The organism is Pseudarthrobacter sp. BRE9, assembly GCF_031844305.1.
In the GTDB taxonomy this organism is placed as follows: Bacteria; Actinomycetota; Actinomycetes; order Actinomycetales; family Micrococcaceae; genus Arthrobacter.
The window spans coordinates 433,277-458,357 of the sequence record NZ_JAUZUY010000002.1 but is presented as its reverse complement, the minus strand read 5'-3'; the positions used below and the strand labels follow the sequence as shown (position 1 = coordinate 458,357).

Genomic DNA, 25,081 nt, shown 5'->3' with positions numbered 1-25,081 from the left:
AGTGGCTAACAACACTCGTGCTCGCCGTCAGGCCCGCCTCTCGCGGTCCCTCGGCATCGCTCTGACCCCCAAGGCCGCCAAGTACATGGAGCGCCGCCCGTACGGCCCCGGTGAGCATGGCCGTGCCCGCAAGAAGCAGGACTCCGACTACGCCGTACGTCTGCGCGAAAAGCAGCGCCTGCGCGCCCAGTACGGCATCCGCGAAGCACAGATGACCCGTGCCTTCGAAGAAGCCCGCCGCACCAAGGGCCTGACCGGTGAAAACCTCATCGAGCTGCTCGAAATGCGTCTCGACGCCCTGGTCCTGCGTGCCGGCTTCGCCCGCACCATCGCCCAGGCCCGCCAGCTGGTTGTGCACCGCCACATCATGGTTGACGGCGTCCGCGTTGACCGCCCGTCGTTCCGCGTCGGCGAGGGCCAGCTGGTCCACGTCCACAGCCGCAGCGAGACCATGGTTCCGCTTCAGGTTGCCGCAGCCGGTGCACACCGCGACGTCCTGCCTGCCGTCCCGGGCTACCTGGACGTCAAGCTGGAAGCCCTGCAGGCACGCCTGGTGCGCCGCCCCAAGCGCTCGGAAATCCCGGTGACCTGCGAAGAGCAGCTCGTCGTCGAATTCTACGCACGCTAAATCCCAGCAGCGTATCCAAAGAAGCCCGTGGCAAGCGCCGCGGGCTTCTTTGTATGTAAGGTACTTGGGGGAACATCTGCGCAACGGGCCTTCCGTGCATGCGGCGGATGTGGCTCAACCACAGAATTTCGAGGAGATGAACGTCTATGTCTGGTGGCGATATTGCCGGCCTGATCGCTGCCGGGGTGTTCGCGCTCCTGGTGCTGCTGCTCGCGGTCCCCATCCTGAAGCTGGGTAAAGTCTTCGACGAGGTGCGCACCGCCATCAGGTCCATCAGCGACGGCGCCACGCCCCTGATGGACGAGGTTACGGCCACCGTTTCCACCACCAACCAGCAGCTGAAGAAGGTGGACGGAATTTCCTCCAACGTCTCTGACGCGTCCGCCAACATATCCGCCCTGTCGTCGCTGGTGGCCGCCACCGTGGGTTCGCCGCTGATCAAGGTCGCGGCGTTCAGCTACGGCGTGCGCAGCGCCTTCGCCAATCGCCGGAAGCCCGCTGCCGGCCGCCGCAGCCGCTAGATCCGAAGAGAACCAATATGAAAAGAATTGTCTGGATGGGAATCGGCGTAGCCATTGGGGTCATTGCCTTCCGCAAAGTGAGCCAGGCCCAGTCCGCGCTTGGGCCGGAGGGCCTCAACCGTACGGTGGGACGGCTTGCCGACGGGGTGTACGACTTCGCCGACGCCGTCCGCGCAGGGATGCGGGAACGCGAGACCGACCTGCGGACGGCCCTGGGTGTCGAGTCCGCGGAATTGGTTCGCCGCTGAGCCCCGCAGGGCATCACACCTGCATCAGCCAACAACCGGCAGGAACCCGCTTCGGGATCCGTGCCACCTGAACGAAATTTCCGTGCCGCCCGGCGGCACGGACCAAGAAGGGTAAGAAAACAGCTCATGAAGTCGCAGGAGATCACAAAGCGCTGGGTGGACTTTTTTGTCAGCAAGGGCCACACCGCGGTTCCCTCCGCATCGCTGGTCTCCAGCGACCCCTCCCTGCTGTTCACGGTGGCCGGCATGGTCCCGTTCATTCCGTACCTCACTGCCCGCGAGGAAGCGCCCTACTCCCGCGCCACCAGCGTGCAGAAGTGCATCCGCACCGGGGACATCGAGGAAGTGGGCAAGACTGCCCGCCACGGCACCTTCTTCCAGATGTGCGGCAACTTCTCGTTCGGCGACTACTTCAAGGAAGACGCCATCAAGTACGCCTGGGAGCTCCTCACCAGGAGCGTTGACGACGGCGGCTACGGCCTTGCGCCCGAGCGTCTGTGGGTGACGGTCTACGAAGAGGACGACGAGGCCGAGGAACTGTGGCTGAAGAACACCGGCGTCCCGGCTGAACGCATCCAGCGGATGGGCAAATCGGACAACTACTGGCACACCGGCCAGCCCGGCCCGGCCGGCCCCTGCTCCGAGATCTACTACGACCGCGGCCCCGCGTACGGGGTTGAGGGTGGTCCCCTCGCCGACGAGACCCGCTACATCGAGATCTGGAACCTGGTGTTCATGCAGTACCAGATCGAAAATGTGCGCTCCAAGGTGGACTTCGACGTAGTGGGTGAACTGCCGAAGAAGAACATCGACACGGGCCTCGGCATGGAACGCCTCGCCATGATCCTGCAGGGCGTGGAGAACATGTACGAGACCGACCAGGTCCGGCCCGTCATCGACAAGGCCGCGGAACTGTCCGGCAGGGAATACACCTCCGCCGAAAGCCCGGACGACCCCCACCACACGGACGACGTCCGCATGCGCGTGGTGGCCGACCACATCCGCTCTGCACTGATGCTCATCTCCGATGGCGTAACCCCCTCCAACGAGGGCCGCGGCTACGTCCTGCGCCGCCTCATCCGCCGTGCCGTCCGGTCCATGCGCCTGCTCGGTGTGGAACAGGCCTGCCTGCCGGAGCTGCTGCCCGCCTCGCGGGATGCCATGAAGGGCGTCTACCCGGTGGTGGAGACCGACTTCGCCCGGATCAGCCGGATCGCCTATGCCGAGGAAAAGGCCTTCCTGCGCACCATCGCCTCGGGCACCGCACGCCTCGAGGACGCCGTGAGGGAATCCAAGGCCGCCAACAAACCGCTGTCCGGTGAAGACGCCTTCACCCTGCACGACACGTACGGCTTCCCCATCGACCTCACCCTTGAGATGGCCGAGGAAGCCGGGCTCAAAGTGGATGAGGCGGCCTTCCGCAGCCTCATGCAGGAACAGCGCCAGCGCGCCCAGGCCGACGCCAAGGGCAAGAAGGGCGGCCACGCAGACGTCACCGTCTTCCAGGACATCCTGGCCCAGGGCGAGACGGTCTTCACCGGCTACACCGAGCTCGAAGGCGAGTCGCGCGTGCGCGGCCTGCTCAGCGCCGGCCGCCAGGTGCAGCAGGCAGCCACCGGCGACGAGATCGAACTCGTGCTGGCCGAAACCCCGTTCTACGCCGAAGCCGGCGGCCAGGCCGCCGATACCGGCCTGATCACGGGCGACGGATTCGTCGTCGAGGTCCTCGACGTCCAGCGCCCCGTGAAGGGCCTGAGCGTCCACAAGGCGATTGTCCGCGAAGGCGAAATCGGTGCTGACTCGCTGGTGCGCGCCGCCGTCGACCGTGAACGCCGGCACGCCGCGGAGCAAGCCCACACGGGCACGCACATCGTGCACGCAGCCCTGCACCAGATCCTCGGGCCGGAGGCCACCCAGCGCGGCTCCTTCAACAAGGCCGGCTACCTGCGCTTCGACTTCGCCTGGGGCGAAGGCCTGAGCACCGCCACCCGGTCCGAAATCGAGGAAGTCTCCAACCTGGCCATCCGCAACAACTATGCGGTGGAAACCAAGATCATGGGGCTGGCAGAAGCCAAGGCCTTGGGTGCCATGGCCCTCTTCGGCGAGAACTATGGCAGCGAGGTGCGCGTGGTGGAGATCGACGGCGCGTGGTCACGCGAGCTGTGCGGCGGCACCCACGTTGCCAACACCTCGCTGATCGGCAGCCTCTCCCTCCTGGGCGAACAGTCCGTCGGCTCGGGCAACCGCCGCGTGGAGGCGTTTGTTGGCATGGAGGCCTTCCGCCACCTTGCGGCAGAGCGTGCCCTGGTCACCGAGTTGACGGACCTTTTGAAGGTCCCGTCCGGCCAGCTCGCGGACAGGATTTCCGCCACCCTGGCCAAATTGAAAGCCACCGAGAAGGAACTGGACCGGCTGCGCAAGGAACAACTGGCCGCTTCCGCCGCGCAGCTGGTCAACAAGGCTCAGGACGCTGGGGGCGTTAAGGTGCTGGCCCACGACGCCGGCACCGTCAGCGGAGCCGACGACCTCCGCGGCCTGGCCCTGGACCTGCGCAGCCGGCTCGGTTCGGCTGCTGCCGCCGTGGCCGTGGCAGGCGTCGCCAACGACCGTCCGTTGATCCTGGTGGCCACCAATGAGGCAGCCAGGGAAGCCGGCGTCAAGGCCGGTGCCCTGGTCCGGGTCGCTGCGGGCGTGCTCGGCGGCGGCGGTGGCGGCAAGGACGACGTCGCCCAGGGCGGCGGAACCGACTCCGGAAAGGTCGGCGCTGCCCTGGCAGCCGTCCTCGACGCCATTTCAAGGCGCTAATTCCGCCATGACCAATCCTGTTGCTGCCGGCGGCTACCCCCATGGCGTCAAACTGGGGGTGGACGTCGGCACCGTCCGGGTAGGGGTGGCCATCTGCGACCGCGACTCCATCCTGGCCACGCCCTATAAAACCCTTGACCGGAACGCCAAGAAGAACTCGGACGTGGGCGTCATCGCCAAACTGGCGCAGGAACTCGGAGCGGTACAGGTCATCGTCGGTCTGCCCAGGACCATGAAGGGCGAGGAACATGCCTCGGCCAGGATGGCCACGGACTACGCCTTGCTCCTCGCGGCCGAGTTTTCCCGGCGCGGGCTTGAGGTCCCGGTTAACCTCGTGGACGAGCGCCTCAGCAGTGTCACGGCCCACCGGAACCTGCATGAAGCTGGCATGAGCAGCAGGGACCACCGTAAAGTAGTTGATCAGGTCGCGGCGGCGGGTATTCTTCAGCACGCCATCGACATGCAGAAAGCCAGGGGAGCGGATGTCGGCTCACGCGTGACAGCGCCATCCCCGTCCGTGGAGCTGGGGGCCGGTGGGGTGGACGAATCCGTCCGCGCCATCCCCGCAGACACGGCCCGATCTTCAGATAATGGAAGGCAACAGTGAGCCCTGCCAACATTGACGACACCTCCGGCCCGCTGGACAGCGGGGCCGCGAGGCCGTTGACCCGCAAGGAACTGCGGGCACGGGAGAAGAGCCTCAATACCGGCGGCCAGGACGCCGTGCCCGAGCAGGCCTATGAAACCGGCGACGTCCCGCCGCCTCCCGCTGCTCCGCCGGCCGCCCCGTCTCCCGAAGCCGGGCCGACGTTTGCTCCGTTGCCCGGTGCCGTTGATGTTCCGGCGGCGCCCGTTGAGCCACCGTCCATACAGGATGAACAGCCCATCCAGGACGAACAGCCCATCCAGGATGGACAGCCCATCGGGGATGACCGGAATGCGGACCCTTCCCACGGCAACGGTGCCGCCGTGGAGACCCCAGCACCTCTTGAACACCACGACGCCGTCCTCCACCACGACGCCGTCGAGCACCATAACGCCGTCCTGCACCATGACAATGTCGTCCATCACGACGGCGTTGGCCACCACGCGCCCGAGGTCCAGTACGCCGGCGTGCACCATGACGCGGACCTGCACCACGGGGCCGGCGCGCACGACTACCAGGAAGTGCACCACGACCATGTCCACCACGCCGCCGGATTCCATGACGACTCCCACCTGGACGCCCCGCACCCCGATGAGCACCACCAGGAGGCGGACCACGGACTGCTTCCAGGCTCATCGGCAGCCCAGGTAGTGCCGCGCCCCTCGAAGAAGGTCCGGCGCCGCCGCAGGCTTCTGGCCCTGTTCCTGACGCTCGCCGTCTTCGTGACGGCCGTGGCGGTGGGAGCCCAGTTCCTCAAGCCCCTCCTGGGCAACGGCAAGCCTTCGGACTTCCCGGGCCCGGGATCGGGTGAGGTGCAAATAACGGTGGAAAGCGGCGAGGGAACCCGCTCGGTAGCCATGGAACTGGAAAACCAGCGCGTTGTTGCCAACGCCGACACCTTCATGCAGGCGTTCCATGCGTCCGGCGGGACACTGTCGCCGGGCGACTACACCTTCAAAACCGAGATGAAGAACGCGGACGCGGTCAACATCCTGGCGGGCAAGGACAAGACGAAAGTCATCTACTTCGCGCTCAGCGCAGGCCTGAGGATCAGTGAATCCCTGCAGGCGATCTCGGAGGGCTCGGGAGTGTCCGTGCAGCAGCTGCAGGCCCTCAGCAACCAGCCGGCGCAGTTCGGCCTGCCCGCCAACGCCAAGAACCTCGAAGGCTACCTTGCACCGGGTGAGTACCGGTTCCCCCTGGGAACCCCCGCCAAGGACATCCTGCAGGCGCTGGTGAAGTCCACCACGGATGAACTCGTTTCGCAGGGCATCACGGACCCGGCCAAGCAGTACCAGGCCGTCATCGTGGCCAGTATCGTCCAGGCCGAGGGCGGCCAGGCCGACTACGGGGACGTGGCGGGCGCCATCTACAACCGGCTCAAGCCCAATGACCAGACCGGTGGCTTCCTGCAGGTGGACTCCGCCGTCACATATGGCCTTGGCACCCGCAGCTTCAACTTCACCGACGAGCAGCGCCAGGACAAATCCAACCCCTACAACACCTACGCCAATCCGGGACTGCCGCCGGGACCCATTGGTTCCCCCGGCAAGACCGCCATCGATGCCGCCGCACGGCCCAAGGCCAATGATTACCTGTACTGGGTGACCATCAACCTGGACACCAAGGAAACCAAGTTCGCCAAGACCCTGGCTGAACACAATGCCTACGTGGAGCAGTACAACGCCTGGTGCCAGGCCAACGCGGGCCGCTGCACATGAGTCTGCGGGCTGCCGTCCTGGGCCACCCGATCAGCCACTCGAAATCCCCGGCACTGCACCTGTCGGCATACGGGCAGTTGGGCGCAGGGATCAGCTATACGGCCATCGACGTCACCGAGGAGTTGCTGCCGTCCTTCATGCGCCAGATCCGGCACCAGCCGGGCTGGCGCGGGCTGTCCGTCACGATGCCCTTGAAGACCGCGATGCTTGATCAGGTGGACGAGGTACGGGGCGTGGCGCAGACCCTCGGAGTGGTCAACACCGTAACCTTCGAGGAATCAGCCGGCGAAACCAAGGTGGTCGGGTCTAATACGGACGTCACCGGGATCGTCAACGCGCTTTGCCATGCCGGCACCCCGGCGGCACCTTCGGCCGTCATCCTGGGCGGCGGCGGGACCGCTGCGTCGGCAATCGCTGCCCTGAAGGAACTGGGGACCGGTACGGTGCAGCTGTTCGTCCGTGATGCGTCGCGGACAGCAGACGTCCGCGCGGCCGCGGACAGCCTGGGGGTGGCGCTGGAGGTCCATCCCCTGGGTGGGGCCGCGCGCCCCACGTCGGAAGCCGACGTCGTGATTTCCACCCTGCCGCCCCGCGCGGCAGACGGACTCGCAGCGGAAGTTGCCGCCCTGAAGACAACGACGGCGGGCGTGCTGCTGGATGTTGCCTACGATCCCTGGCCCAGCCTTATTGCCTCGGTATGGCGGGCCGGCGGCGGCCGTGTAGTGCCGGGCCTGGAGATGTTGCTGTACCAGGCAGTGGAACAGGTGCGGCTCTTCACCCGGCGCGGGGAAGACGTTAATGCAGCTGTCATAGATGTGATGTGTGACGCAGTCGGCCTTGCCCGGCGGGCGTTCTGACCGCCCTACGTGGCAGGATGGAAATTATGCGTTGGTTGACTGCCGGTGAATCCCATGGTCCGGCTCTGATGGGAATTATTGAGGGCGTCCCCGCCGGTGTGGAAATCACCAGCGGGCACATCGCAGACTCCCTGGCCCGCCGCCGCCTCGGCTACGGCCGCGGTGCGCGGATGAAATTCGAGCAGGACGTGGTCACGATCCTCGGCGGCGTCCGGCACGGCATCAGCCAGGGCGGCCCCGTTGCCATTCAGGTAGGAAACACCGAATGGCCCAAATGGGAGCAGATCATGTCCGCCGATCCGGTGGCCCCCGAGCTCCTCGCCGACCAGGCCCGCAACGCGCCCCTCACGCGCCCGCGCCCGGGACACGCAGACTTCACGGGCATGCAAAAGTACGGCTTCGACGAAGCACGCCCCGTGCTGGAGCGCGCCAGCGCCCGGGAAACTGCCACCCGCGTGGCGCTGGGCACCGTAGCCGCGCAGTTCCTCAAGCAGCTCGGTGTTGAACTCGTGAGCCACACCGTGTCCATCGCCAGTGTGAGGGTCCCGGAAGGCCGTCCGCTGCCCGTACCGGGCGACGTCATTGCCCTGGATGCCGACCCCCTGCGCTGCTTCGACCGGGAAACCTCAGACGCCATGGTGGCCGAGGTGGACGCCGCGCACAAGGAAGGCGAAACGCTGGGAGGCGTGGTGGAAGTCCTTGCTTACGGCCTCCCGCCCGGACTTGGCAGCTACGTGCACTGGGACCGCCGGCTGGACGCCAGGCTCGCGGCTGCCCTCATGGGTATCCAGGCCATCAAGGGGGTGGAGGTCGGCGACGGCTTCCTCACCGCCGCCCGCCGCGGTTCTGCCGCCCACGACGAAATCGTGCGCGACGATGAGGGCCGGATTGTCCGCGCCAGCAACCGTGCCGGCGGCATCGAAGGCGGCATGAGCATCGGGGATGTCCTCCGTGTCCGTGCAGCCATGAAGCCCATCGCCACCGTACCGCGTGCCCTGCGGACCATCGATGTCAGCACCGGCGAACCGGCCAAGGCCCACCACCAGCGTTCGGACGTTTGTGCCGTCCCGGCGGCCGGCGTGGTGGCCGAGGCCATGGTGGCCCTGGTCCTCGCTGAGGCCGTCATCGAAAAGTTCGGCGGTGACTCAGTGGCGGAGACCACGCGCAACATCAAGGGTTACCTGGACAACATCCCGGCATCCCTGGACTCGATCGGCCAGTAGTGCTCCACCGCAGCAATACCGGACCTGTCGGCGACCGGCCGATTGTGCTCATCGGCCCCATGGCGGTGGGCAAATCGGCCATCGGGCAGCAACTGGCGCAGCAGTTGGGTGCCCGGTTCGTTGACACCGATGCCGTCATCGTTGCCGGGCATGGGTCCATCGCCGATATCTTCGCCGGCCGCGGCGAACGCGCCTTCCGGGAAATTGAGGCGCGGACCGTTGCCCACGCCGTCGAGGAAGCCGAAGGAACCGCCACCGTTATCTCACTGGGCGGGGGAGCGGTGCTGGACTCGGGGACTCAGCAGCTGATCAGCCGCTGCACCGTGGTGTACCTGGAGTGCGACGCCGATACCGTTGCGGACAGGATTGCCTGGAACTCCGGCCGGCCGCTCCTTGCCGGCGATGCCATGGGCCGCTGGACAGCAATGTTCGCCACCCGCAGGCCGGTCTACGAGAGGCTGGCCGACATTACCCTGGACGTCCGCCACGGCTCGATCTCCGAGCTCGGCGGCCGTCTGGAAGCAGCACTGCGGGACCACGCAGCTGCCAAACAGGAAGTTGAAAAGTGAACACGCAATCTACCGTCATCAACGTCACCGGCGAAGGTGCGGGCAACAACTACGGCGTCGTCGTCGGGCGCGGCCTGCTTGGTGACCTTCCCGCGCTGCTCGGGGAGCGCGTCCGCAGGGTCCTGGTGATCCACCCCCGCGCACTGCGCCTGACCGGTGACACCGTCCGCGACGAACTCGCAGCCGCCGGCTTCACCTCCCTCACCGCGGAAATCCCGGACGCCGAAGAAGGCAAGCACATCCAGGTGGCGGCATTTTGCTGGCAGGTCCTGGGACAGAACGACTTCACCCGCTCGGACGCCATCGTCGCCGTCGGCGGCGGGGCAGTGACCGATCTGGCAGGCTTCGTCGCCGCCACGTGGCTGCGGGGGGTCAATGTCATCCACATGCCCACCAGCCTGCTGGCAATGGTGGACGCGTCCGTGGGCGGCAAGACCGGCATCAACACGGCCGAGGGAAAGAACCTTGTGGGCTCCTTCCATCCGCCCGCCGCCGTCCTGGCAGACCTGGATACCCTGGACACGCTGCCGAAGAATGAGATCATTTCCGGCCTGGCGGAGGTGATCAAGTGTGGCTTCATTGCCGATCCCGCCATCCTGGACCTGGTGGAGAAGGACCCCGCCGCCGTGGTGGATCCGCGCTCCGACGAGCTGAGGGAACTCATTGAGCGGGCCATTGCCGTTAAGGCAAAAGTGGTGTCCGAGGACCTCAAAGAGTCCGGGCTGCGGGAAATCCTGAACTACGGGCACACCCTGGGGCACGCCATCGAGCTGGTGGAGCGGTACTCCTGGCGGCACGGCGCCGCGGTGTCCGTGGGCATGATGTTCGCAGCGGAACTTGCCCGCAGCGTCGGGCGGCTCAGCGATGCCGACGCCGACCGGCACCGGAGCATCCTGGAAGGGCTTGGGCTTCCGGTCAGCTATCGGCGGGACCGCTGGCAGGGGCTGCTGGACGGCATGCGCCGCGACAAGAAATCCCGCGGCGACCTGCTGCGCTTCGTGGTGCTTGACGGCATTGCCAAACCCGGGATCCTCGATGTCCCTGACACTTCGCTGCTGTTCGCGGCCTACCAGGAGATTGCGTCCTGATGCAGGGCGACATAAGCGGCACCTCCGATTGGCCGGAGGCCGGATTCCCGGGAATCCGGATCAACCCTGATTCGCTGCTGCCGCAGATCGTCAATGAGGACGCAGTACGCGAAGCACTGGCCGCCTCCACTGACCCGGCTGACCATATCTTCGTGCTCATCGTTGAGGGCCACGCGTCCGAGGCTGCCGAACTGCTGGCTGAGGCACGCTTCAAAGACCCGGAGTCCTTCCTGCTGCGCGTGCTCGAGGCCGAAGTGCTGAGCGTCAGCCACCGCATGGGCCGTGCCATTGGACTGTTCCGCCAGCTGCTGGCCGAATCGCAGGGCACGCCGCGGGAGGCGCTGGCCCTGCAATACCTGGGGCGGACGCAATACGCAGCCGGCGAGATCTCCGCCGCCGTCGAATCCTTCTCCAAGGCACTTGACCTGCGGGTGGCGCAGTCGGCGGATGCCGCGCAGATTTACTCTTCCACGGTGGCGCTGCAGCGGGCCAGGGATGTCCTGGACCTGGCCTGCTGAGCCGGCAGCGGCCGCGGAAAGGCCTGCCTCGATTTACCGGTAGAATGGTTGTGGAATTTTTGCACCCACGCGATTTTTGACAAACACGTGCAGGCGGGCCGTTGCGGCGTGCCCGCCCGGCATACAGCATCTGACCACGCGGCCAGACAAAGAAACCAGAGGAAACCAGTGGCAACCACTAACGACATTAAGAACGGAACGGTCCTGAAACTTGAGGGCCAGCTCTGGAACGTCATCGAATTCCAGCACGTCAAGCCCGGCAAGGGCGGCGCCTTTGTGCGGACCAAGATGCGCAACGTGATGTCCGGCAAGGTTGTTGACAAGACCTTCAACGCCGGGCTCAAGATCGAGACGGCCACCGTGGACCGCCGCGACTACCAGTACCTGTACCAGGACGGCGCGGACTTCGTCTTCATGGACACCTCCGACTACGACCAGATCACCGTCTCGGGTGCGACGGTTGGCGACGCCACCAACTTCATGCTTGAGAACCAGATGGTCAACATCGCCATCCACGACGGCAACCCCCTCTACATCGAACTGCCGCCGAGCGTCGTCCTCGAAATCACCTACACCGAGCCGGGCCTGCAGGGCGACCGCTCCTCCGCAGGCACCAAGCCCGCCACCCTGGAAACCGGCTACGAGATCCAGGTTCCGCTGTTCATCGAGAACAACACCAAGGTCAAGGTGGACACCCGCGACGGCAGCTACCTGGGCCGGGTCACTGAGTAGTGAGCGCCCGCGGTAAAGCCCGCAACAGGGCACTGGATGTTCTTTTCGAGGCGGAGCAGCGCTCTGTTTCGGCGTTCGACGTGCTTCGCGCACGCCGGGAAAAGACCGACCAGGTGGTCAACCCCTACACCTTGGAAATCGTCGAAGGCGTGCTGTCCCAGCAGGCAGCCATCGACGAGTTCCTGGAGACGTACTCGCAGGGCTGGAGCCTGGAGCGGATGCCGTCAGTAGACCGCATCATCCTGCGCATCGGCACCTGGGAGCTTCTTTACAACGACGACGTCCCCGACGGCGTGGCGGTCAGCGAGGCCGTCGCGCTGGCCAAGACGCTGTCAACGGATGAGTCTCCGCAGTTCATTAACGGCCTGCTGGGTCGGCTGCAGCAGCTGAAGCCTTCGCTGCTCGCGTAGCCTTTCCACCACGCAAAAGGGCCCCGCCATTCGGCGGGGCCCTTTTGCGTGGTCACGGGTGCAGTTCAACCGGCACGCCGCATTCGGCACAGCTCACCGGGCAACGGCCGCCCGCAGGGACACGATCCTTTGGAGCTGCTGCCTTTCCTCTGCCTGGTGCAGCGCAACGTCCCGTCCGCTGAGGATCCGCTGGCGGGTGTTGGCCAGCTGGGTGGCCGCCTTCACGAACTGCTTCATCTGTCGCTTCCTGCCCGAACCCGCAGCCCATGCCAGGACCATGCGCCTGCCGCCGCGGGTGGCCAGCAACTGGACTTCGGCCGGCGTGAACCATCCTGCGGCGGAGTACTCCATCAGCCGCTGGCGGGTCAGGCGGTTCTCGGCCACCCGCAGGAAGATGATGCCGCCCACTGCGAGCACGAAGATCGGCACCTGGACCATGATGTAGTCCAGCAGGAAGCCCTGGCCCATGCTGTTCCACCTGTTGTGCAGGAACATGGCCGGCAGCAGCCCCACGAAGAAGGCCGCAACCGAAGCGCCCGTGTGCCAGCGCCTGGCAGCGAAGCCCATGATGAGGCCCGTGGTCCCGGTGAAAATCGCGTGGGCGAACGGGGACATGACGCCGCGCAGGAAGAAGACCTGCGCGAAGTCGCTCGCCGGGGATGCCGATTCCGCGATGGCCCTGCCGAAATAGAGGATGTTTTCGGTGAAGGCGAACCCGCCGGCGATGGTAAAGGCGAACACCACGCCGTCCACCGGCCCGTCGAATTGCCGGCGCGCCGCGAGGAGGAGGATGAGCAGGCCAAGCGACTTGGCGAATTCCTCAACGATGGGCGCCTGCACGGTGGCCATGTAGGTCTGCAGGTCGGGTTGGTCGGTGAACTGGAAGGCGATCACGAAGAACGGCTGGATGAGCAGGGTCACGGCAACGGACACCGCAGCACCCCACGTAAAGGCGAAAAACAGCAGCCGCTTAGGTTCCGGTTCCCACCTGTCGATGATGTGGACCGCGGCCAGGACCACCGACAACGGGATCAGCGACGCCAGGAAACCGACCAGGAAACCGCCGGCCCCGGTGTTGGACAGCAGGAACGGCACCACCAGGAAAAGGCTCATGAAAGCCAGCACGCCGCCGGCAACCGTCAGCCCCGCCAGCCCGCTGCGGGTCCGCGACGCCTGCAGCACCGCGCCCTGCGCGTTCGGCGGCACCAACACCGCAAGTGGCTGCCCCTGGTGTCCCGGTGCCGCCCGGTAGTGTTCGGGCTGCACCTGTCCCATCCAGCTTGGATTGGCCTGCTGCGGCAGGGGACCGGTGGCACGGCGGTAGGGGTCGTCGGGGAGCCCGGAGGAAGGCTGCTGCGGATACATCGGCATACCCGAAAGCCTAAGCGGGGGCCACCGCACCACAAAGGATCCCCCGTCCGGGCGGTTCGGTGTGACCAGCACCGCGTTGTCCGGGGACGGTCCGGGCATGGACCGTGTGGTAATTTTGAACAGCAAATATTCCTTTTTTAATTCCGTCCTGTGAGGCGGGGAAAGGGGAGACGAGCGTTGACTTCTGTCACCAGCGCACCGGTTCCAGCCAGGGTTGTCCTCAGCCAGGCGGACATTGACCGGGCCCTCACTCGTATCGCCCACGAGATCCTTGAAGCCAACAAGGGATCCCGCGACCTGGTCCTGTTGGGAATTCCGCGCCGCGGCTACCCGCTGGCCGTCCGGCTGGCGGAAAAAATCGCCGCCGCGGACGCCACCGTTGATGCCGCCGCAATCGTCGGCCAGCTCGACGTCACCATGTTCCGCGACGACCTCTCCCACCAGGGGACAAGGCCGCCCTACCCCACCAGGCTCCCAAGGACGGGCATCGACAACAAAGTAGTGGTGCTGATCGATGACGTCCTGTACTCCGGCCGCACCATCCGGGCCGCCCTGGACGCGCTGGTCGATCTCGGCCGCCCCCGCATCGTCCGGCTCGCAGTCCTGATCGACAGGGGCCACCGGGAACTTCCCATCCGGGCGGACCACGTGGGCAAGAACCTTCCCACTTCTTCCGCCGAAAAGGTCCGGGTCCGGCTTGAGGAAACAGACACGTCCGACGCCGGAACGCCGGTCAACGAAGTCGTGATCGAGGGCGGCGCATGAAACACCTCCTGTCCACCGAGGACCTCAGCCTTTCGAACGCCATCCGCATCCTGGACACCGCCGAGGAGATGGCAGCCGTGGGGGAGCGGGAAGTCAAGAAGCTCCCGGCACTGCGCGGACGCACCGTCGTCAACCTCTTCTTCGAGGACTCCACCCGCACCCGCATCTCCTTCGAAGCCGCCGCCAAGCGGCTCTCGGCGGACGTCATCAACTTCGCCGCCAAGGGCTCCTCCGTCTCCAAGGGCGAGTCCCTCAAGGACACCGCCCAGACCCTGTCCGCCATGGGGGCCGACGCCGTCGTCATCCGGCACTGGGCCTCCGGCGCTCCACACCGTCTGGCCGCAACCGACTGGATCGACGCCGCCGTCATCAACGCCGGCGACGGCACCCACGAACACCCCACCCAGGCCCTGCTCGACGCCTTCACCATGCGCCGCCACTGGGCCCGCCTCTCCGGCACTGGTTCCGAGGGGACGGACCTCAAAGGCATGCGGGTAGCCATCGCCGGCGACGTCCTGCACTCCCGGGTGGCGCGGTCCAACGTGTGGCTGCTCCGGACCCTCGGAGCGGAAGTCACGTTGGTGGCGCCGCCCACCCTACTGCCGGTCGGCGTCGACAAATGGCCCTGCAGCGTCAGCTACGACCTGGACCAAACCCTGGCAAACGGAGTCGACGCCATGATGATGCTCCGCGTCCAGGGCGAACGCATGAACGCCTCGTTCTTCCCCAGCACCCGGGAATACTCTCGCCGGTGGGGCTTTGACGACAACCGCCTCCGTGCCCTGGACGACCTGGGGATGACGGACACCATCATCATGCACCCGGGGCCCATGAACAGGGGCCTGGAAATCAGCGCTGCCGCCGCGGACTCGCCCCGTTCCACCGTCCTGGCGCAGGTCCGCAACGGTGTATCCGTGCGGATGGCCGCCCTGTACCTGCTGCTCTCCGGGGATACCCGCGAACCAGCCGCCCACCGCGCACCGGCCTATGCCGCCGCCCCGTCCACCAAGGAGAGCAACTGATGGCAGGCAACACCGGAACCTACCTCATCCAAGGCGCCGCCATCCTGGGCGGTGACCCCGCGGACCTCCTGGTCCGCGACGGTATCATCGCTGAGATCGGCACCGGCCTTGACGCTGACGGGGCCACCGTCATCGGCGCCGCCGGCCTGGTGGCCCTGCCCGGCATGGTGGACGTGCACACGCACCTCCGCGAACCCGGCCGCGAAGACGCCGAGACCGTGGAGACCGGAACGCGGGCAGCGGCGCTGGGCGGCTACACAGCCGTGCACGCCATGGCCAACAGCACCCCCGTTGCGGACACCGCAGGCGTGGTGGAGCAGGTCTACACGCTGGGCCGGGCGGCCGGCTGGGTGGACGTCCGCCCCGTCGGTGCCGTCACTGTCGGCCTGGCAGGGGAGCAGCTGGCCGAGCTGGGCGCCATGGCCGATTCCCGCGCCCGGGTCCGGATGTTCTCCGACGACGGCATTTGCGTCCACGACCCGGTGCTGATGCGCCGTGCGCTGGAATACGTCAAGGCGTTCGACGGCGTGGTGGCCCAGCACGCGCAGGAACCGCGCCTCACCGCCGGTGCCCAGATGAACGAAGGCGACGTCTCCGCGGTCCTGGGCCTCACCGGCTGGCCCGCGGTCGCCGAGGAAAGCATCATTGCCCGCGACGTCCTGCTGGCCCAGCATGTTGGCTCCCGCCTCCACGTGTGCCACGTGTCCACCGCCGGTTCGGTGGAAATCATCCGCTGGGCCAAGGAACGGGGCATCGACGTCACGGCCGAGGTCACCCCGCACCACCTGCTGCTGACCGACGACCTCGTGCGCAGCTACGACCCCGTGTTCAAGGTCAACCCGCCGCTGCGCACCGATGCCGACGTCCAGGCATTGCGCGCCGGGCTGGCAGACGGGACGATCGACGTTGTGGGTACCGACCACGCACCGCACCCCAGCGAACACAAGGAATGCGAATGGGCGCAGGCCGCGATGGGCATGACCGGGCTTGAAACCGCCCTGTCCGTGGTCCAGCACGCCATGATCGAAACCGGCCTGATGACTTGGGCCGACTTCGCCAGGGTAACGTCAACGGCGGCCGCGAAGATTGGCCGGCTGGCCGACCAGGGCCGGCCCCTCGAAGCCGGAGAACCGGCCAACATCATCCTGGTGGATCCGGCGGCGCGCTGGACGGTGGACCCGTTCAAGATGGCCACCATGGGCCGTAACTCACCGTTCAAGGGCAGGGAACTCCCCGGCAAGGTGGTGGCCACCTTCTTCAAGGGCCACCCCACCGTCCTTGACGGCGCTTTGAACACCCCGCACCCGGACGCCGCCGCAACCCCGGCAGGCGCTGCCTGATGGACAAGATCCTTCCCGGACTTGCCATGCTGGCGGTGGTCGCCGTCGTGTTCGTCCTCCTCGCCGTGGGCTGGCGCAACCGCCTGAAGCGCCAGTCCGACGTCGGACACCTGCCCCAGGTGCCCGCCGCGCCCGGTGAGCCCACCGCCGCTGCCGAAGGGCAGTACGTTGCAACCACCACGGCCGGCGACTGGCTGGACCGGATCGCCGTGCACGGGCTGGGCATCCGCACCAACGCCACCCTCGCGGTGTACCCGCACGGCGTACTCTACGAGCGGTCAGGCGCGCCCGCCGTGTACATCCCCGCAGCCTCCCTCACCGGTGTCCGGCAGGACAGCGGCATGGCGGGGAAGTTCGTGGAAAAGGACGGCCTGCTGGTGCTCGCATGGAACCTCGGCGCGCACGAGCTGGACACCGGCTTCAGGACCCGCCGCGCCGCGGACAAGGACACGCTTTACCAGGCCCTTCAGGATTTGATTTCGTCAGCCCCAGCGGCTGGTGCCACCAGTGGAAAGTAAGACAGTGAAAGCGAATACATTGACAGCAACCACCTCCGCTCCTGTTTCGGCCCCAGCTGCGCTGGTCCTCGAAGACGGGCGCATTTTCCGCGGCACCAGCTACGGCGCCACCGGCACCGCCCTGGGCGAGGCCGTTTTCGCCACCGGGATGACCGGCTACCAGGAAACCATCACCGACCCCTCCTACGCCCGGCAGCTGGTGGTCCAGACGGCCCCGCACATCGGCAACACCGGCGTGAACAATGACGACGCCGAGTCCCGGCGCATCTGGGTTGCCGGCTACATCGTCCGCGACGCCGCCCGCCGGCCCTCCAACTGGCGCTCCGAGCGGTCACTGGACGAAGAGCTCATCGCCCAGGGCATCGTGGGCATCCAGGGCGTTGACACCCGCGCCATCACCCGGCACCTGCGCGAGCACAAGACCATGCGCGCCGGCATCTTCTCCGGCGACGCAGCACAGGCCACGGACAAGGAACTGCTCGACGCCGTCCTGGCCAGCGCCCCCATGGAGGGTTCGCGCCTGGCCGAGGAAGTCAGCGTGGACGAAGCCTACGTCGTGGAGCCGAAGGACCACGGCTGGGACGGCGAACCCCGCTTCTCCATCGCGGCGATCGACCTTGGCATCAAAGCCATGACCCCGGTCCGGTTCGCCGAGCGCGGCGTCCGCGTCCACGTGCTTCCCGCCACCGCCACCCTCGAGGACGTCAAGGCCGTCAACCCGGACGGGTTCTTCATGTCCAACGGCCCGGGCGATCCCGCCACGGCCGACGCCCAGGTCAAGCTGCTGCGCTCGGTCCTGGACGAAAAGCTGCCGTACTTCGGCATCTGCTTCGGCAACCAGATCCTGGGCCGCGCATTGGGCTTTGGCACGTACAAGCTCCGCTACGGACACCGCGGCATCAACCAGCCCGTCATGGACCGCCGCACCGGCAAGGTGGAGATCACCTCCCAGAACCACGGTTTTGCCGTGGACGCACCGCTCGACGGCGCCACCCAGGCTCCGGAGGCACGCTACGGCCGGGTGGAAGTGAGCCACATCAGCCTGAACGACGACGTCGTGGAAGGCCTCGCCTGCCTGGACATCCCGGCGTTCTCCGTGCAGTACCACCCGGAAGCCGCGGCAGGCCCGCACGACGCGGCCTACCTGTTCGACCGCTTCATCGAGCTCATGGAGGGCACGCGGGACGGCAGGAACGCCAACCTGTCCAAGGACCCCGTCGACGCCGCCCACCCCGCCGGCGCTGACCACAAAAACGACAACAAGACTGAGGACAAGAAGTAATGCCGAAACGTACAGATCTCAAGAGCGTCCTCGTCATTGGTTCCGGCCCGATCGTCATCGGCCAGGCCGCCGAGTTCGACTACTCCGGTACGCAGGCACTGCGCGTCCTCAAGGAGGAAGGCCTGCGCGTCATCCTCGTGAACTCCAACCCGGCCACCATCATGACCGACCCCGAGTTCGCCGACGCCACCTACGTCGAGCCCATCACCCCCGAGGTGGTGGAGAAGATCATCGCCAAGGAACGCCCGGACGCCGTCCTGCCCACCCTGGGCGGCCAGACCGCGCTGAACACCGCCATCGCCCTGGACAAGAACGGCGTACTGGAGAAGTACAACGTCGAGCTGATCGGTGCCAACATCGCCGCGATCGAGCTTGGCGAGGACCGTGAAAAGTTCAAGGGTGTCGTGGAACGCTGCGGCGCCGAGTCCGCGCGCAGCCACATCATCCACACCATGGATGAGGCCCTCACGGCAGCCGTGGACTTGGGCTACCCCATGGTGGTCCGCCCGTCCTTCACCATGGGCGGCCTCGGCTCCGGCCTGGCCTACAACGAGCAGGACCTGCGCCGCATTGTCGGACAGGGCCTGCAGTACAGCCCCACCAGCGAGGTCCTGCTCGAAGAGAGCATCCTGGGCTGGAAGGAATACGAGCTCGAAATGATGCGGGACAAGAACGACAACGTGGTTGTCGTCTGCTCCATCGAGAACTTCGATCCCGTGGGCGTGCACACCGGCGACTCCATCACCGTGGCCCCGGCGCTGACCCTCACCGACCGCGAATACCAGAAGCTGCGCGACGTCGCCATCGCCGTCATCCGCGAGGTGGGCGTGGACACCGGCGGCTGCAACATCCAGTTCGCCATCGATCCCAAGACCGGCCGCGTCGTGGTCATCGAGATGAATCCGCGCGTCTCCCGCTCCTCGGCGCTGGCATCCAAGGCCACCGGCTTCGCCATCGCCAAGATCGCCACCAAGCTTTCCCTGGGCTACACCCTGGATGAGATCCCCAACGACATCACCCAGAAGACCCCCGCGTCCTTCGAACCCACCCTCGACTACGTGGTGGTCAAGGTCCCGCGGTTCGCCTTCGAGAAGTTCCCGGCAGCGGACAACACCCTCACCACCACCATGAAGTCGGTGGGCGAGGCCATGGCCATGGGCCGCAACTTCACCGAGGCCCTGCAGAAGGCGCTGCGCTCCCTCGAGCAGAAGGGCTCGCAGCTGGACTTCAGCTCCGTCCCCGAGTGGGAAGTCGCCGAGCTCATCGAAAAGGCCAAGCGCCCCACCACCGAGCGCCTGCACCAGGTCCAGCGCGCCCTCCTGGGCGGTGCCAGCGTGGAGGACCTCTTCGAGGCCACCAAGATCGATCCGTGGTTCCTGGACCAGCTCCAGCTCCTCAACGAGATCTCCCGCGAAATCCGCCAGGCCGGCGCGCTCACGGCCGATATGCTGAAGCGGGCCAAGCGGCACGGCTTCTCGGACGAGCAGATCGGCGCCCTGACGCACAACCCCGAGGCCGTGGTCCGGGGTGTGCGCCAGGCCCTGGGCATCCGCCCCGTCTACAAGACCGTCGACACCTGCGCCGCCGAGTTCGCCGCGTACACCCCGTACCACTACTCGGCCTACGACGAGGAGGACGAGGTTGCGCTGCACTCCAAGCCGTCCATCCTGATCCTCGGCTCCGGCCCCAACCGGATCGGCCAGGGCATCGAGTTCGACTACTCCTGCGTCCACGCCTCGATGGCGCTGCGCAAGGCGGGCTACGAGACAGTCATGGTCAACTGCAACCCGGAAACCGTCTCCACTGACTACGACGTCTCCACCCGCCTGTACTTCGAGCCGCTCACGCTCGAGGACGTCCTGGAGGTCATCGCGGCCGAGGAACGCACCGGCGGCGTCATGGGCGTGTTCGTCCAGCTCGGCGGCCAGACTCCGCTGAAGCTGGCCCAGCAGCTGGCCGACGCCGGCGTGCCGATCCTGGGCACCTCACCGGAGGCCATCGACCTCGCCGAACACCGCGGCGCCTTCTCCCGGGTGCTGGACAAGGCCGGCCTGGTGGCGCCCAAGAACGGCACCGCCGTCTCCTTCGAGGACGCCAAGAAGATCGCGGACGAGATCGGCTACCCCGTCCTGGTCCGCCCGTCCTACGTGCTGGGCGGCCGCGGCATGGAAATCGTCTACGACGAGCCCAACCTCTCCCGCTACATCGCCAACGCCACCGAAATCACCCCGGACCACCCGGTACTGATCGACCGGTTCCTGGAGGACGCCGTCGAAATCGACGTGGACGCCCTCTTTGACGGCACCGACATGTACCTGGGCGGCATCATGGAACACATCGAGGAAGCCGGCATCCACTCCGGCGACTCCGCGTGCGTCCTGCCGCCGATCACCCTGGGGAGCAACGTCGTCGAACGCGTCCGCACCGCCACCCGCGCCATCGCTGAAGGCGTGGGCGTCCGGGGCCTGATCAACATCCAGTTCGCGCTGGCCTCCGACGTCCTGTACGTCCTGGAAGCCAACCCCCGCGCCTCCCGGACCGTGCCGTTCGTGTCAAAGGCCACCGGCGTCCAGATGGCCAAGGCCGCCGCCCTGATCGGCACCGGCGTGACCATCGGACAGCTCCGCAGCGCCTACAAGATGCTGCCGGAAACCGGGGACGGCTCCACGCTGCCGCTGGACGCCCCCGTCGCCGTCAAGGAAGCTGTCCTGCCGTTCAGCCGGTTCCGGACCCTGGAGGGCAAGGTGGTGGACTCCCTGCTCGGGCCCGAGATGCGGTCCACCGGTGAGGTCATGGGCATCGACAAGCACTTCGATACCGCCTTCGCCAAGAGCCAGGCGGCCGCCAACAATGCCCTGCCCACCGAAGGCAAGGTGTTCGTCTCGGTGGCCAACCGCGACAAGCGCTCGGTGATCATGGGCGTCAAGCGGCTCTCCGACCTCGGTTTCGAGATCGTCTCCACCGGCGGCACCGCCGATGTCCTGCGCCGCAACGGCATCCAGGCCACCCCGGTCCGCAAGGTCGCCGAGGGCAGCAGCGCCGAGGGCGAAGGCACCATCGCTGACCTCATCGTTGCCGGCGAGATCGACATGGTCTTCAACACCCCCTCCGGCGGCGAAGCGCGCAGCGACGGCTACGAACTGCGCGCCGCGGCGACGTCCATCGGCATTCCGTGCATCACCACGGTGGCCGAGTTCAACGCCGCAGTCCAGGCCATCGAGGCCCTCCGCACCTACGAATGGTCCGTCACCAGCCTGCAGGAGCACGCCGCCGCGCTGGCGGAATCACAGAAGGCTGCCCTGCAGCATGCCTGAGCAGGTGTCCGGCAACAGCCCGGCATCCGCCGCCGGCCGGGAGTCCTTCGGCTCCCGACTCGGCGCGGCCATGGCCGCCCGCGGCCCGCTCTGCGTGGGCATCGACCCGCACCCCGCACTGCTGCGGAGTTGGGGACTGGACGACGACGCCGCAGGGCTGAGGCGTTTTTCCCTGACGGTCCTGGAGGCGGTGGCTTCGCTCGCTGCCGCGGTCAAGCCGCAGGTGGCGCTCTACGAACGCCACGGCTCGGCCGGCATGGCGGTGCTGGAGGAAGTCCTGGCCACGGCCCGTGACGAGTCAGCGCTCAGCATCGCTGACGCGAAGCGCGGCGATATCGGTTCCACCATGGCTGCCTACGCCGACGCCTGGCTCCGGGACGGGTCCCCGCTGGCGGCGGACAGCGTCACGCTGAGCCCTTACCTCGGCTTCGAGTCGCTGCGCCCCGCGCTGGACCTTGCGGCCGAAACCGGGCGCGGTGTCTTCGTGCTGGCGTTGACCTCCAACCCTGAGGGCGCTTCTGTCCAGCATGTTGGCGGAAAGGATTCCGTGGCCCGCAGGATCACGGCAGCGGCAGCAGCCGAAAACTCCCGGTACGGGGGCAGCCTGGGGTCCGTCGGCCTGGTGGTGGGCGCCACCGTCGGGTCCGCGCTGATGGACCTGGACCTGGATCTCGCTGCCGTCCGCGGCCCCATCCTGGCACCGGGCCTGGGGGCGCAGGGGGCAACACCGGCTGACCTTCGGGCCACATTCGGCGACGCATACCCGCTGGTCCTGGGAACTTCCAGCCGTGACATCCTTTCGGCAGGACCGCAGATCCGTGGACTGCGGGAGGCCGCCCTGCGCACGTTGGACGGGCTGCGGGGACAGTAGCCTGCAATTGCCCTGATGCATTGATTCGGGCTGCACCAAAGGGTAGTTTCAGGACAGGTCCAAGGGCGGCCGCCCTTGGATGAAATCCGCCGAATCCGGGGGTGTCCGTGATGGTCCTGCGACCTTTATCCGCAACTGAACGGGCCGACGCCCTGGGCAAGGCAGCAGCGGCCAGGGCCACCCGCGCCGCCGCCAAGGAAAGCCTCCGGAACGGCGACAGGTCGGCGGCGGACATCATCAGCTCCGCGCTGGAGGACGATGCGTTGGCCCGCATGAAGGTCTCGGAACTGCTCGAAGCCCTTCCCGGCATCGGGAAGGTGCGGGCCGCCGCCATCATGCAGCAGCTGGGCATCGCGGCGTCCCGGAGGGTCCGCGGCCTGGGCGTCCACCAGCGCCGGGCGCTGGTAGATTTTATAGACGAGCACTGAGGCAGGCCGCGCCTGTCCTTCCCCCAACTGCGGCAAAAGGAATACGTGAGCAAGAAACCTGGACTGACAGTCCTCGCAGGTCCGACGGCTGTTGGCAAAGGCACCGTGTCCACCTACATCCGTGACAACTACCCCGAAGTCTGGCTTTCCGTTTCGGCCACCACCCGGGCGCCCCGGCCCGGAGAGGTGGATGGCGTCCACTACTTCTTCAAGTCCAAGGAGGAGTTCGAACAGCTCATCGCTGACGGTGAGCTGCTGGAGTGGGCCGTCGTCCATGGACAGAACACCTACGGCACCCTGAAGAGCACCGTGAACCGGGCCATCGCGGAGGGCCGCTCCGTGCTGCTGGAGATCGACCTGCAGGGTGCACGCCAGGTCAAGGCAGCCGTTCCGGATGCCCAGTTCGTCTTCCTGGCCCCGCCCACCTGGGACGAGATGGTCCGCCGGCTGGTCGGCCGTGGCACCGAAACAGCCGAAGAACAGCAGCGACGCCTGGAAACCGCTAAACTGGAACTTGCTGCTGAACCGGAGTTCGACCACACCGTCATCAACGATGACGTCCGCCGGGCAGCGGACGAGCTTGTTTCACTCATGGGGCTGACACCGCATCCACACCTGCCGGAACCGTCAGCCCGCTAGGAATTTGGAGAATTCGTGTCCACGAACCTTGAAGGCATCATCAACCCGCCGATCGACGATCTGCTGAAGGTAGCTGATTCCAAGTACGGCCTGGTGATCTTCGGTGCCAAGCGCGCTCGTCAGATCAACGCTTACTACGCCCAGCTGCACGAGGGCCTGTTCGAATACGTCGGCCCACTGGTTGACACCAAGCTGAACGAAAAGTCGCTGTCGATCGCACTGCGCGAGATTAACGAAGGCAAGCTGGTTTCCACGCCGATCGAAGCTGCAGAGTAATCCTGCCGCTGAACTGACTTGCTGTTGACGGAGGTCACGTGCGCATAGTCCTCGGAGTCGGGGGAGGGATCGCCGCCTACAAGGTGGCATCGCTCCTCCGGCTTTTTACTGAAGCCGGTCATGACGTCACCGTGATTCCCACGGAGGCGTCCACCCGCTTCATCGGCACCGCCACTTGGGAGGCGCTGTCCGGAAACCCGGTGAGCAACAGTGTTTTTGATGACGTGCACCTGGTCAACCACGTGCGCCTCGGCCATGAGGCCGACCTCGTCGTGGTGGCACCGGCCACGGCGGACCTCCTGGCGAAGGCTGCCACGGGCCAGGCCGGGGACCTGCTTACCAACACACTGCTGATGGCCCACGGCCCGGTGTTGTTCGCCCCCGCAATGCACACGGAAATGTGGCAGCACGCCGCTACCCGGGCCAACGTTGAAACACTCCGCAGCCGGGGTGCCGCCGTCCTTGAACCCGCCTCGGGCAGGTTGACGGGTGCGGACTCGGGCCCTGGCAGGCTTCCGGAACCCCAGGTGATCTTCGACGCAGCCATAGCCCTGGTCGAGGGACAGGGCGACTACCAGCTGCCCCTTGCCGGCCGCACCGTGACCATCAGCGCCGGCGGCACCCGCGAACCCCTGGACCCCGTGCGCTTCCTTGGCAACCGGTCCTCCGGCAAACAGGGCGTGGCACTTGCGGTGGCAGCACGGAACGCGGGAGCGTCCGTGCGGTTGCTGGCGGCCCACATGGACGTTCCGCCGCCGGCCGGGGTGGAGGTGGTGCGCGTGGAGACTGCCCTGCAACTCCGGGAAGCCGCACTGGACGCCGCTGCCGTGTCCGACGTCGTCATCATGTCCGCAGCGGTGGCCGATTTCCGCCCGGCAGAAGTCTCGGACACCAAGATCAAGAAGCGGGACGACACTGCTGACCCCGTCATCACCCTGGTCCGCAACCCGGACATCCTGCAGGAACTCGTGGAGCAGCGCAACGCAGATGCTGCCGGAGCGGGGCAGCTCATCGTCGGCTTCGCCGCCGAAACCGGGGACAGCCAGGGCGACGTCCTGGCATACGCGGAAGCAAAACTGCAGCGGAAAGGCTGCGACCTGCTGGTGGTGAACCATGTAGGGACGGACAAGGTCTTCGGGCAGGACTCCAACTCGGTGGTCATCCTCTCGCGCTCCGGCTCCGAACCACAGGAAGCATCGGGAACCAAGACAGAGGTTTCGGAAGCCATCATCCGCCGCATCAGCTTTGAACTGAACCACGTTTCACCCCGCGCCTGACGTGTTCCTGCC

At 66.6% G+C, this 25,081-nt stretch carries 25 protein-coding genes; 24 read left to right on the top strand and 1 reads right to left on the bottom strand.

Annotation, left to right across the window (positions count from 1 at the left end; translation table 11 throughout):
- The first annotated feature begins 1 nt into the window (after position 1).
- From rpsD to nusB, 13 genes are all read left to right on the top strand, one after another.
- On the top strand, positions 2-628 hold the full coding sequence (gene rpsD / locus Q9R31_RS06990; protein WP_050054931.1) for a 30S ribosomal protein S4: 627 nt from the start codon (positions 2-4) through the stop codon (positions 626-628).
- 146 nt (positions 629-774) lie between these two features.
- On the top strand, positions 775-1,149 hold the full coding sequence (locus tag Q9R31_RS06985) for a DUF948 domain-containing protein (RefSeq protein WP_056336614.1): 375 nt from the start codon (positions 775-777) through the stop codon (positions 1,147-1,149).
- 17 nt (positions 1,150-1,166) lie between these two features.
- Positions 1,167-1,397, top strand: coding sequence for a DUF6167 family protein (locus tag Q9R31_RS06980; protein WP_311262004.1), 231 nt, complete (start codon positions 1,167-1,169; stop codon positions 1,395-1,397).
- A 126-nt stretch (positions 1,398-1,523) separates the two neighbouring features.
- Positions 1,524-4,202 (top strand): alanine--tRNA ligase, encoded by a 2,679-nt coding sequence (gene alaS, locus Q9R31_RS06975; RefSeq protein ID WP_311262003.1) that lies wholly within the window; start codon positions 1,524-1,526, stop codon positions 4,200-4,202.
- 7 nt (positions 4,203-4,209) lie between these two features.
- On the top strand, positions 4,210-4,809 hold the full coding sequence (gene ruvX / locus Q9R31_RS06970) for a Holliday junction resolvase RuvX (protein ID WP_311262002.1): 600 nt from the start codon (positions 4,210-4,212) through the stop codon (positions 4,807-4,809).
- A complete protein-coding gene (mltG, locus tag Q9R31_RS06965; RefSeq protein ID WP_311262001.1) occupies positions 4,806-6,569 on the top strand; it encodes an endolytic transglycosylase MltG in 1,764 nt (587 codons plus the stop codon). Before ruvX ends, mltG begins: the two co-directional genes overlap by 4 nt.
- Positions 6,566-7,426: a shikimate dehydrogenase gene (locus Q9R31_RS06960; RefSeq protein WP_311262000.1), complete on the top strand. Its 861-nt coding sequence runs from the start codon at positions 6,566-6,568 to the stop codon at positions 7,424-7,426. Before mltG ends, Q9R31_RS06960 begins: the two co-directional genes overlap by 4 nt.
- 23 nt (positions 7,427-7,449) lie before the next feature.
- Positions 7,450-8,649, top strand: a complete 1,200-nt coding sequence (gene aroC / locus Q9R31_RS06955; RefSeq protein WP_311262198.1) for a chorismate synthase — start codon at positions 7,450-7,452, stop codon at positions 8,647-8,649.
- Positions 8,649-9,218 carry a shikimate kinase gene (locus Q9R31_RS06950; RefSeq protein ID WP_311261999.1) on the top strand — a complete coding sequence of 190 codons (570 nt, stop codon included), beginning with the start codon at positions 8,649-8,651 and terminating at the stop codon, positions 9,216-9,218. Before aroC ends, Q9R31_RS06950 begins: the two co-directional genes overlap by 1 nt.
- Positions 9,215-10,306, top strand: a complete 1,092-nt coding sequence (gene aroB / locus Q9R31_RS06945) for a 3-dehydroquinate synthase (protein WP_311261998.1) — start codon at positions 9,215-9,217, stop codon at positions 10,304-10,306. Before Q9R31_RS06950 ends, aroB begins: the two co-directional genes overlap by 4 nt.
- Entirely contained in the window at positions 10,306-10,824 is a 519-nt protein-coding gene (locus tag Q9R31_RS06940; protein WP_311261997.1) for a tetratricopeptide repeat protein, read from the top strand. The genes aroB and Q9R31_RS06940 overlap by 1 nt, the downstream gene beginning before the upstream one ends.
- Positions 10,825-10,992: 168 nt before the next feature.
- Positions 10,993-11,556, top strand: coding sequence for an elongation factor P (gene efp, locus Q9R31_RS06935; RefSeq protein ID WP_018769313.1), 564 nt, complete (start codon positions 10,993-10,995; stop codon positions 11,554-11,556).
- Entirely contained in the window at positions 11,556-11,966 is a 411-nt protein-coding gene (gene nusB, locus Q9R31_RS06930) for a transcription antitermination factor NusB (RefSeq protein ID WP_018769312.1), read from the top strand. Before efp ends, nusB begins: the two co-directional genes overlap by 1 nt.
- A gap of 93 nt (positions 11,967-12,059) precedes the next feature.
- On the opposite strand, the gene Q9R31_RS06925 is transcribed toward nusB, so the two are convergent.
- Positions 12,060-13,337 (bottom strand): PrsW family intramembrane metalloprotease, encoded by a 1,278-nt coding sequence (locus Q9R31_RS06925; protein WP_311261996.1) that lies wholly within the window; start codon positions 13,335-13,337, stop codon positions 12,060-12,062.
- A 177-nt stretch (positions 13,338-13,514) separates the two neighbouring features.
- On the opposite strand from Q9R31_RS06925, the gene pyrR reads away from it, so the two are divergent.
- The 11 genes from pyrR (at position 13,515) to coaBC (ending at position 25,069) form a co-directional block, all read left to right on the top strand.
- Positions 13,515-14,102, top strand: a complete 588-nt coding sequence (gene pyrR / locus Q9R31_RS06920; RefSeq protein ID WP_311261995.1) for a bifunctional pyr operon transcriptional regulator/uracil phosphoribosyltransferase PyrR — start codon at positions 13,515-13,517, stop codon at positions 14,100-14,102.
- Positions 14,099-15,124: an aspartate carbamoyltransferase catalytic subunit gene (locus Q9R31_RS06915; protein ID WP_311261994.1), complete on the top strand. Its 1,026-nt coding sequence runs from the start codon at positions 14,099-14,101 to the stop codon at positions 15,122-15,124. Before pyrR ends, Q9R31_RS06915 begins: the two co-directional genes overlap by 4 nt.
- Positions 15,124-16,464, top strand: coding sequence for a dihydroorotase (locus Q9R31_RS06910; protein WP_311261993.1), 1,341 nt, complete (start codon positions 15,124-15,126; stop codon positions 16,462-16,464). Before Q9R31_RS06915 ends, Q9R31_RS06910 begins: the two co-directional genes overlap by 1 nt.
- Entirely contained in the window at positions 16,464-16,982 is a 519-nt protein-coding gene (locus tag Q9R31_RS06905; RefSeq protein ID WP_311261992.1) for a hypothetical protein, read from the top strand. The genes Q9R31_RS06910 and Q9R31_RS06905 overlap by 1 nt, the downstream gene beginning before the upstream one ends.
- Complete coding sequence (carA, locus tag Q9R31_RS06900; protein ID WP_397428211.1) at positions 16,963-18,264, top strand: glutamine-hydrolyzing carbamoyl-phosphate synthase small subunit; 1,302 nt, start codon at positions 16,963-16,965, stop codon at positions 18,262-18,264. The genes Q9R31_RS06905 and carA overlap by 20 nt, the downstream gene beginning before the upstream one ends.
- On the top strand, positions 18,264-21,578 hold the full coding sequence (carB, locus tag Q9R31_RS06895; protein ID WP_311261990.1) for a carbamoyl-phosphate synthase large subunit: 3,315 nt from the start codon (positions 18,264-18,266) through the stop codon (positions 21,576-21,578). The genes carA and carB overlap by 1 nt, the downstream gene beginning before the upstream one ends.
- Positions 21,571-22,449 (top strand): orotidine-5'-phosphate decarboxylase, encoded by an 879-nt coding sequence (gene pyrF / locus Q9R31_RS06890; protein ID WP_311261989.1) that lies wholly within the window; start codon positions 21,571-21,573, stop codon positions 22,447-22,449. Before carB ends, pyrF begins: the two co-directional genes overlap by 8 nt.
- Positions 22,450-22,559: 110 nt before the next feature.
- The gene (gene mihF / locus Q9R31_RS06885; RefSeq protein WP_311261988.1) at positions 22,560-22,877 is read left to right on the top strand and encodes an integration host factor, actinobacterial type; all 318 of its coding nucleotides are present in this window, start codon (positions 22,560-22,562) and stop codon (positions 22,875-22,877) included.
- A gap of 45 nt (positions 22,878-22,922) precedes the next feature.
- A complete protein-coding gene (gmk, locus tag Q9R31_RS06880; RefSeq protein ID WP_311261987.1) occupies positions 22,923-23,516 on the top strand; it encodes a guanylate kinase in 594 nt (197 codons plus the stop codon).
- 15 nt (positions 23,517-23,531) lie between these two features.
- Positions 23,532-23,792, top strand: coding sequence for a DNA-directed RNA polymerase subunit omega (gene rpoZ, locus Q9R31_RS06875; protein ID WP_026264487.1), 261 nt, complete (start codon positions 23,532-23,534; stop codon positions 23,790-23,792).
- A gap of 38 nt (positions 23,793-23,830) precedes the next feature.
- Positions 23,831-25,069, top strand: a complete 1,239-nt coding sequence (gene coaBC, locus Q9R31_RS06870) for a bifunctional phosphopantothenoylcysteine decarboxylase/phosphopantothenate--cysteine ligase CoaBC (RefSeq protein WP_311261986.1) — start codon at positions 23,831-23,833, stop codon at positions 25,067-25,069.
- The last annotated feature ends 12 nt before the right edge of the window (positions 25,070-25,081 follow it).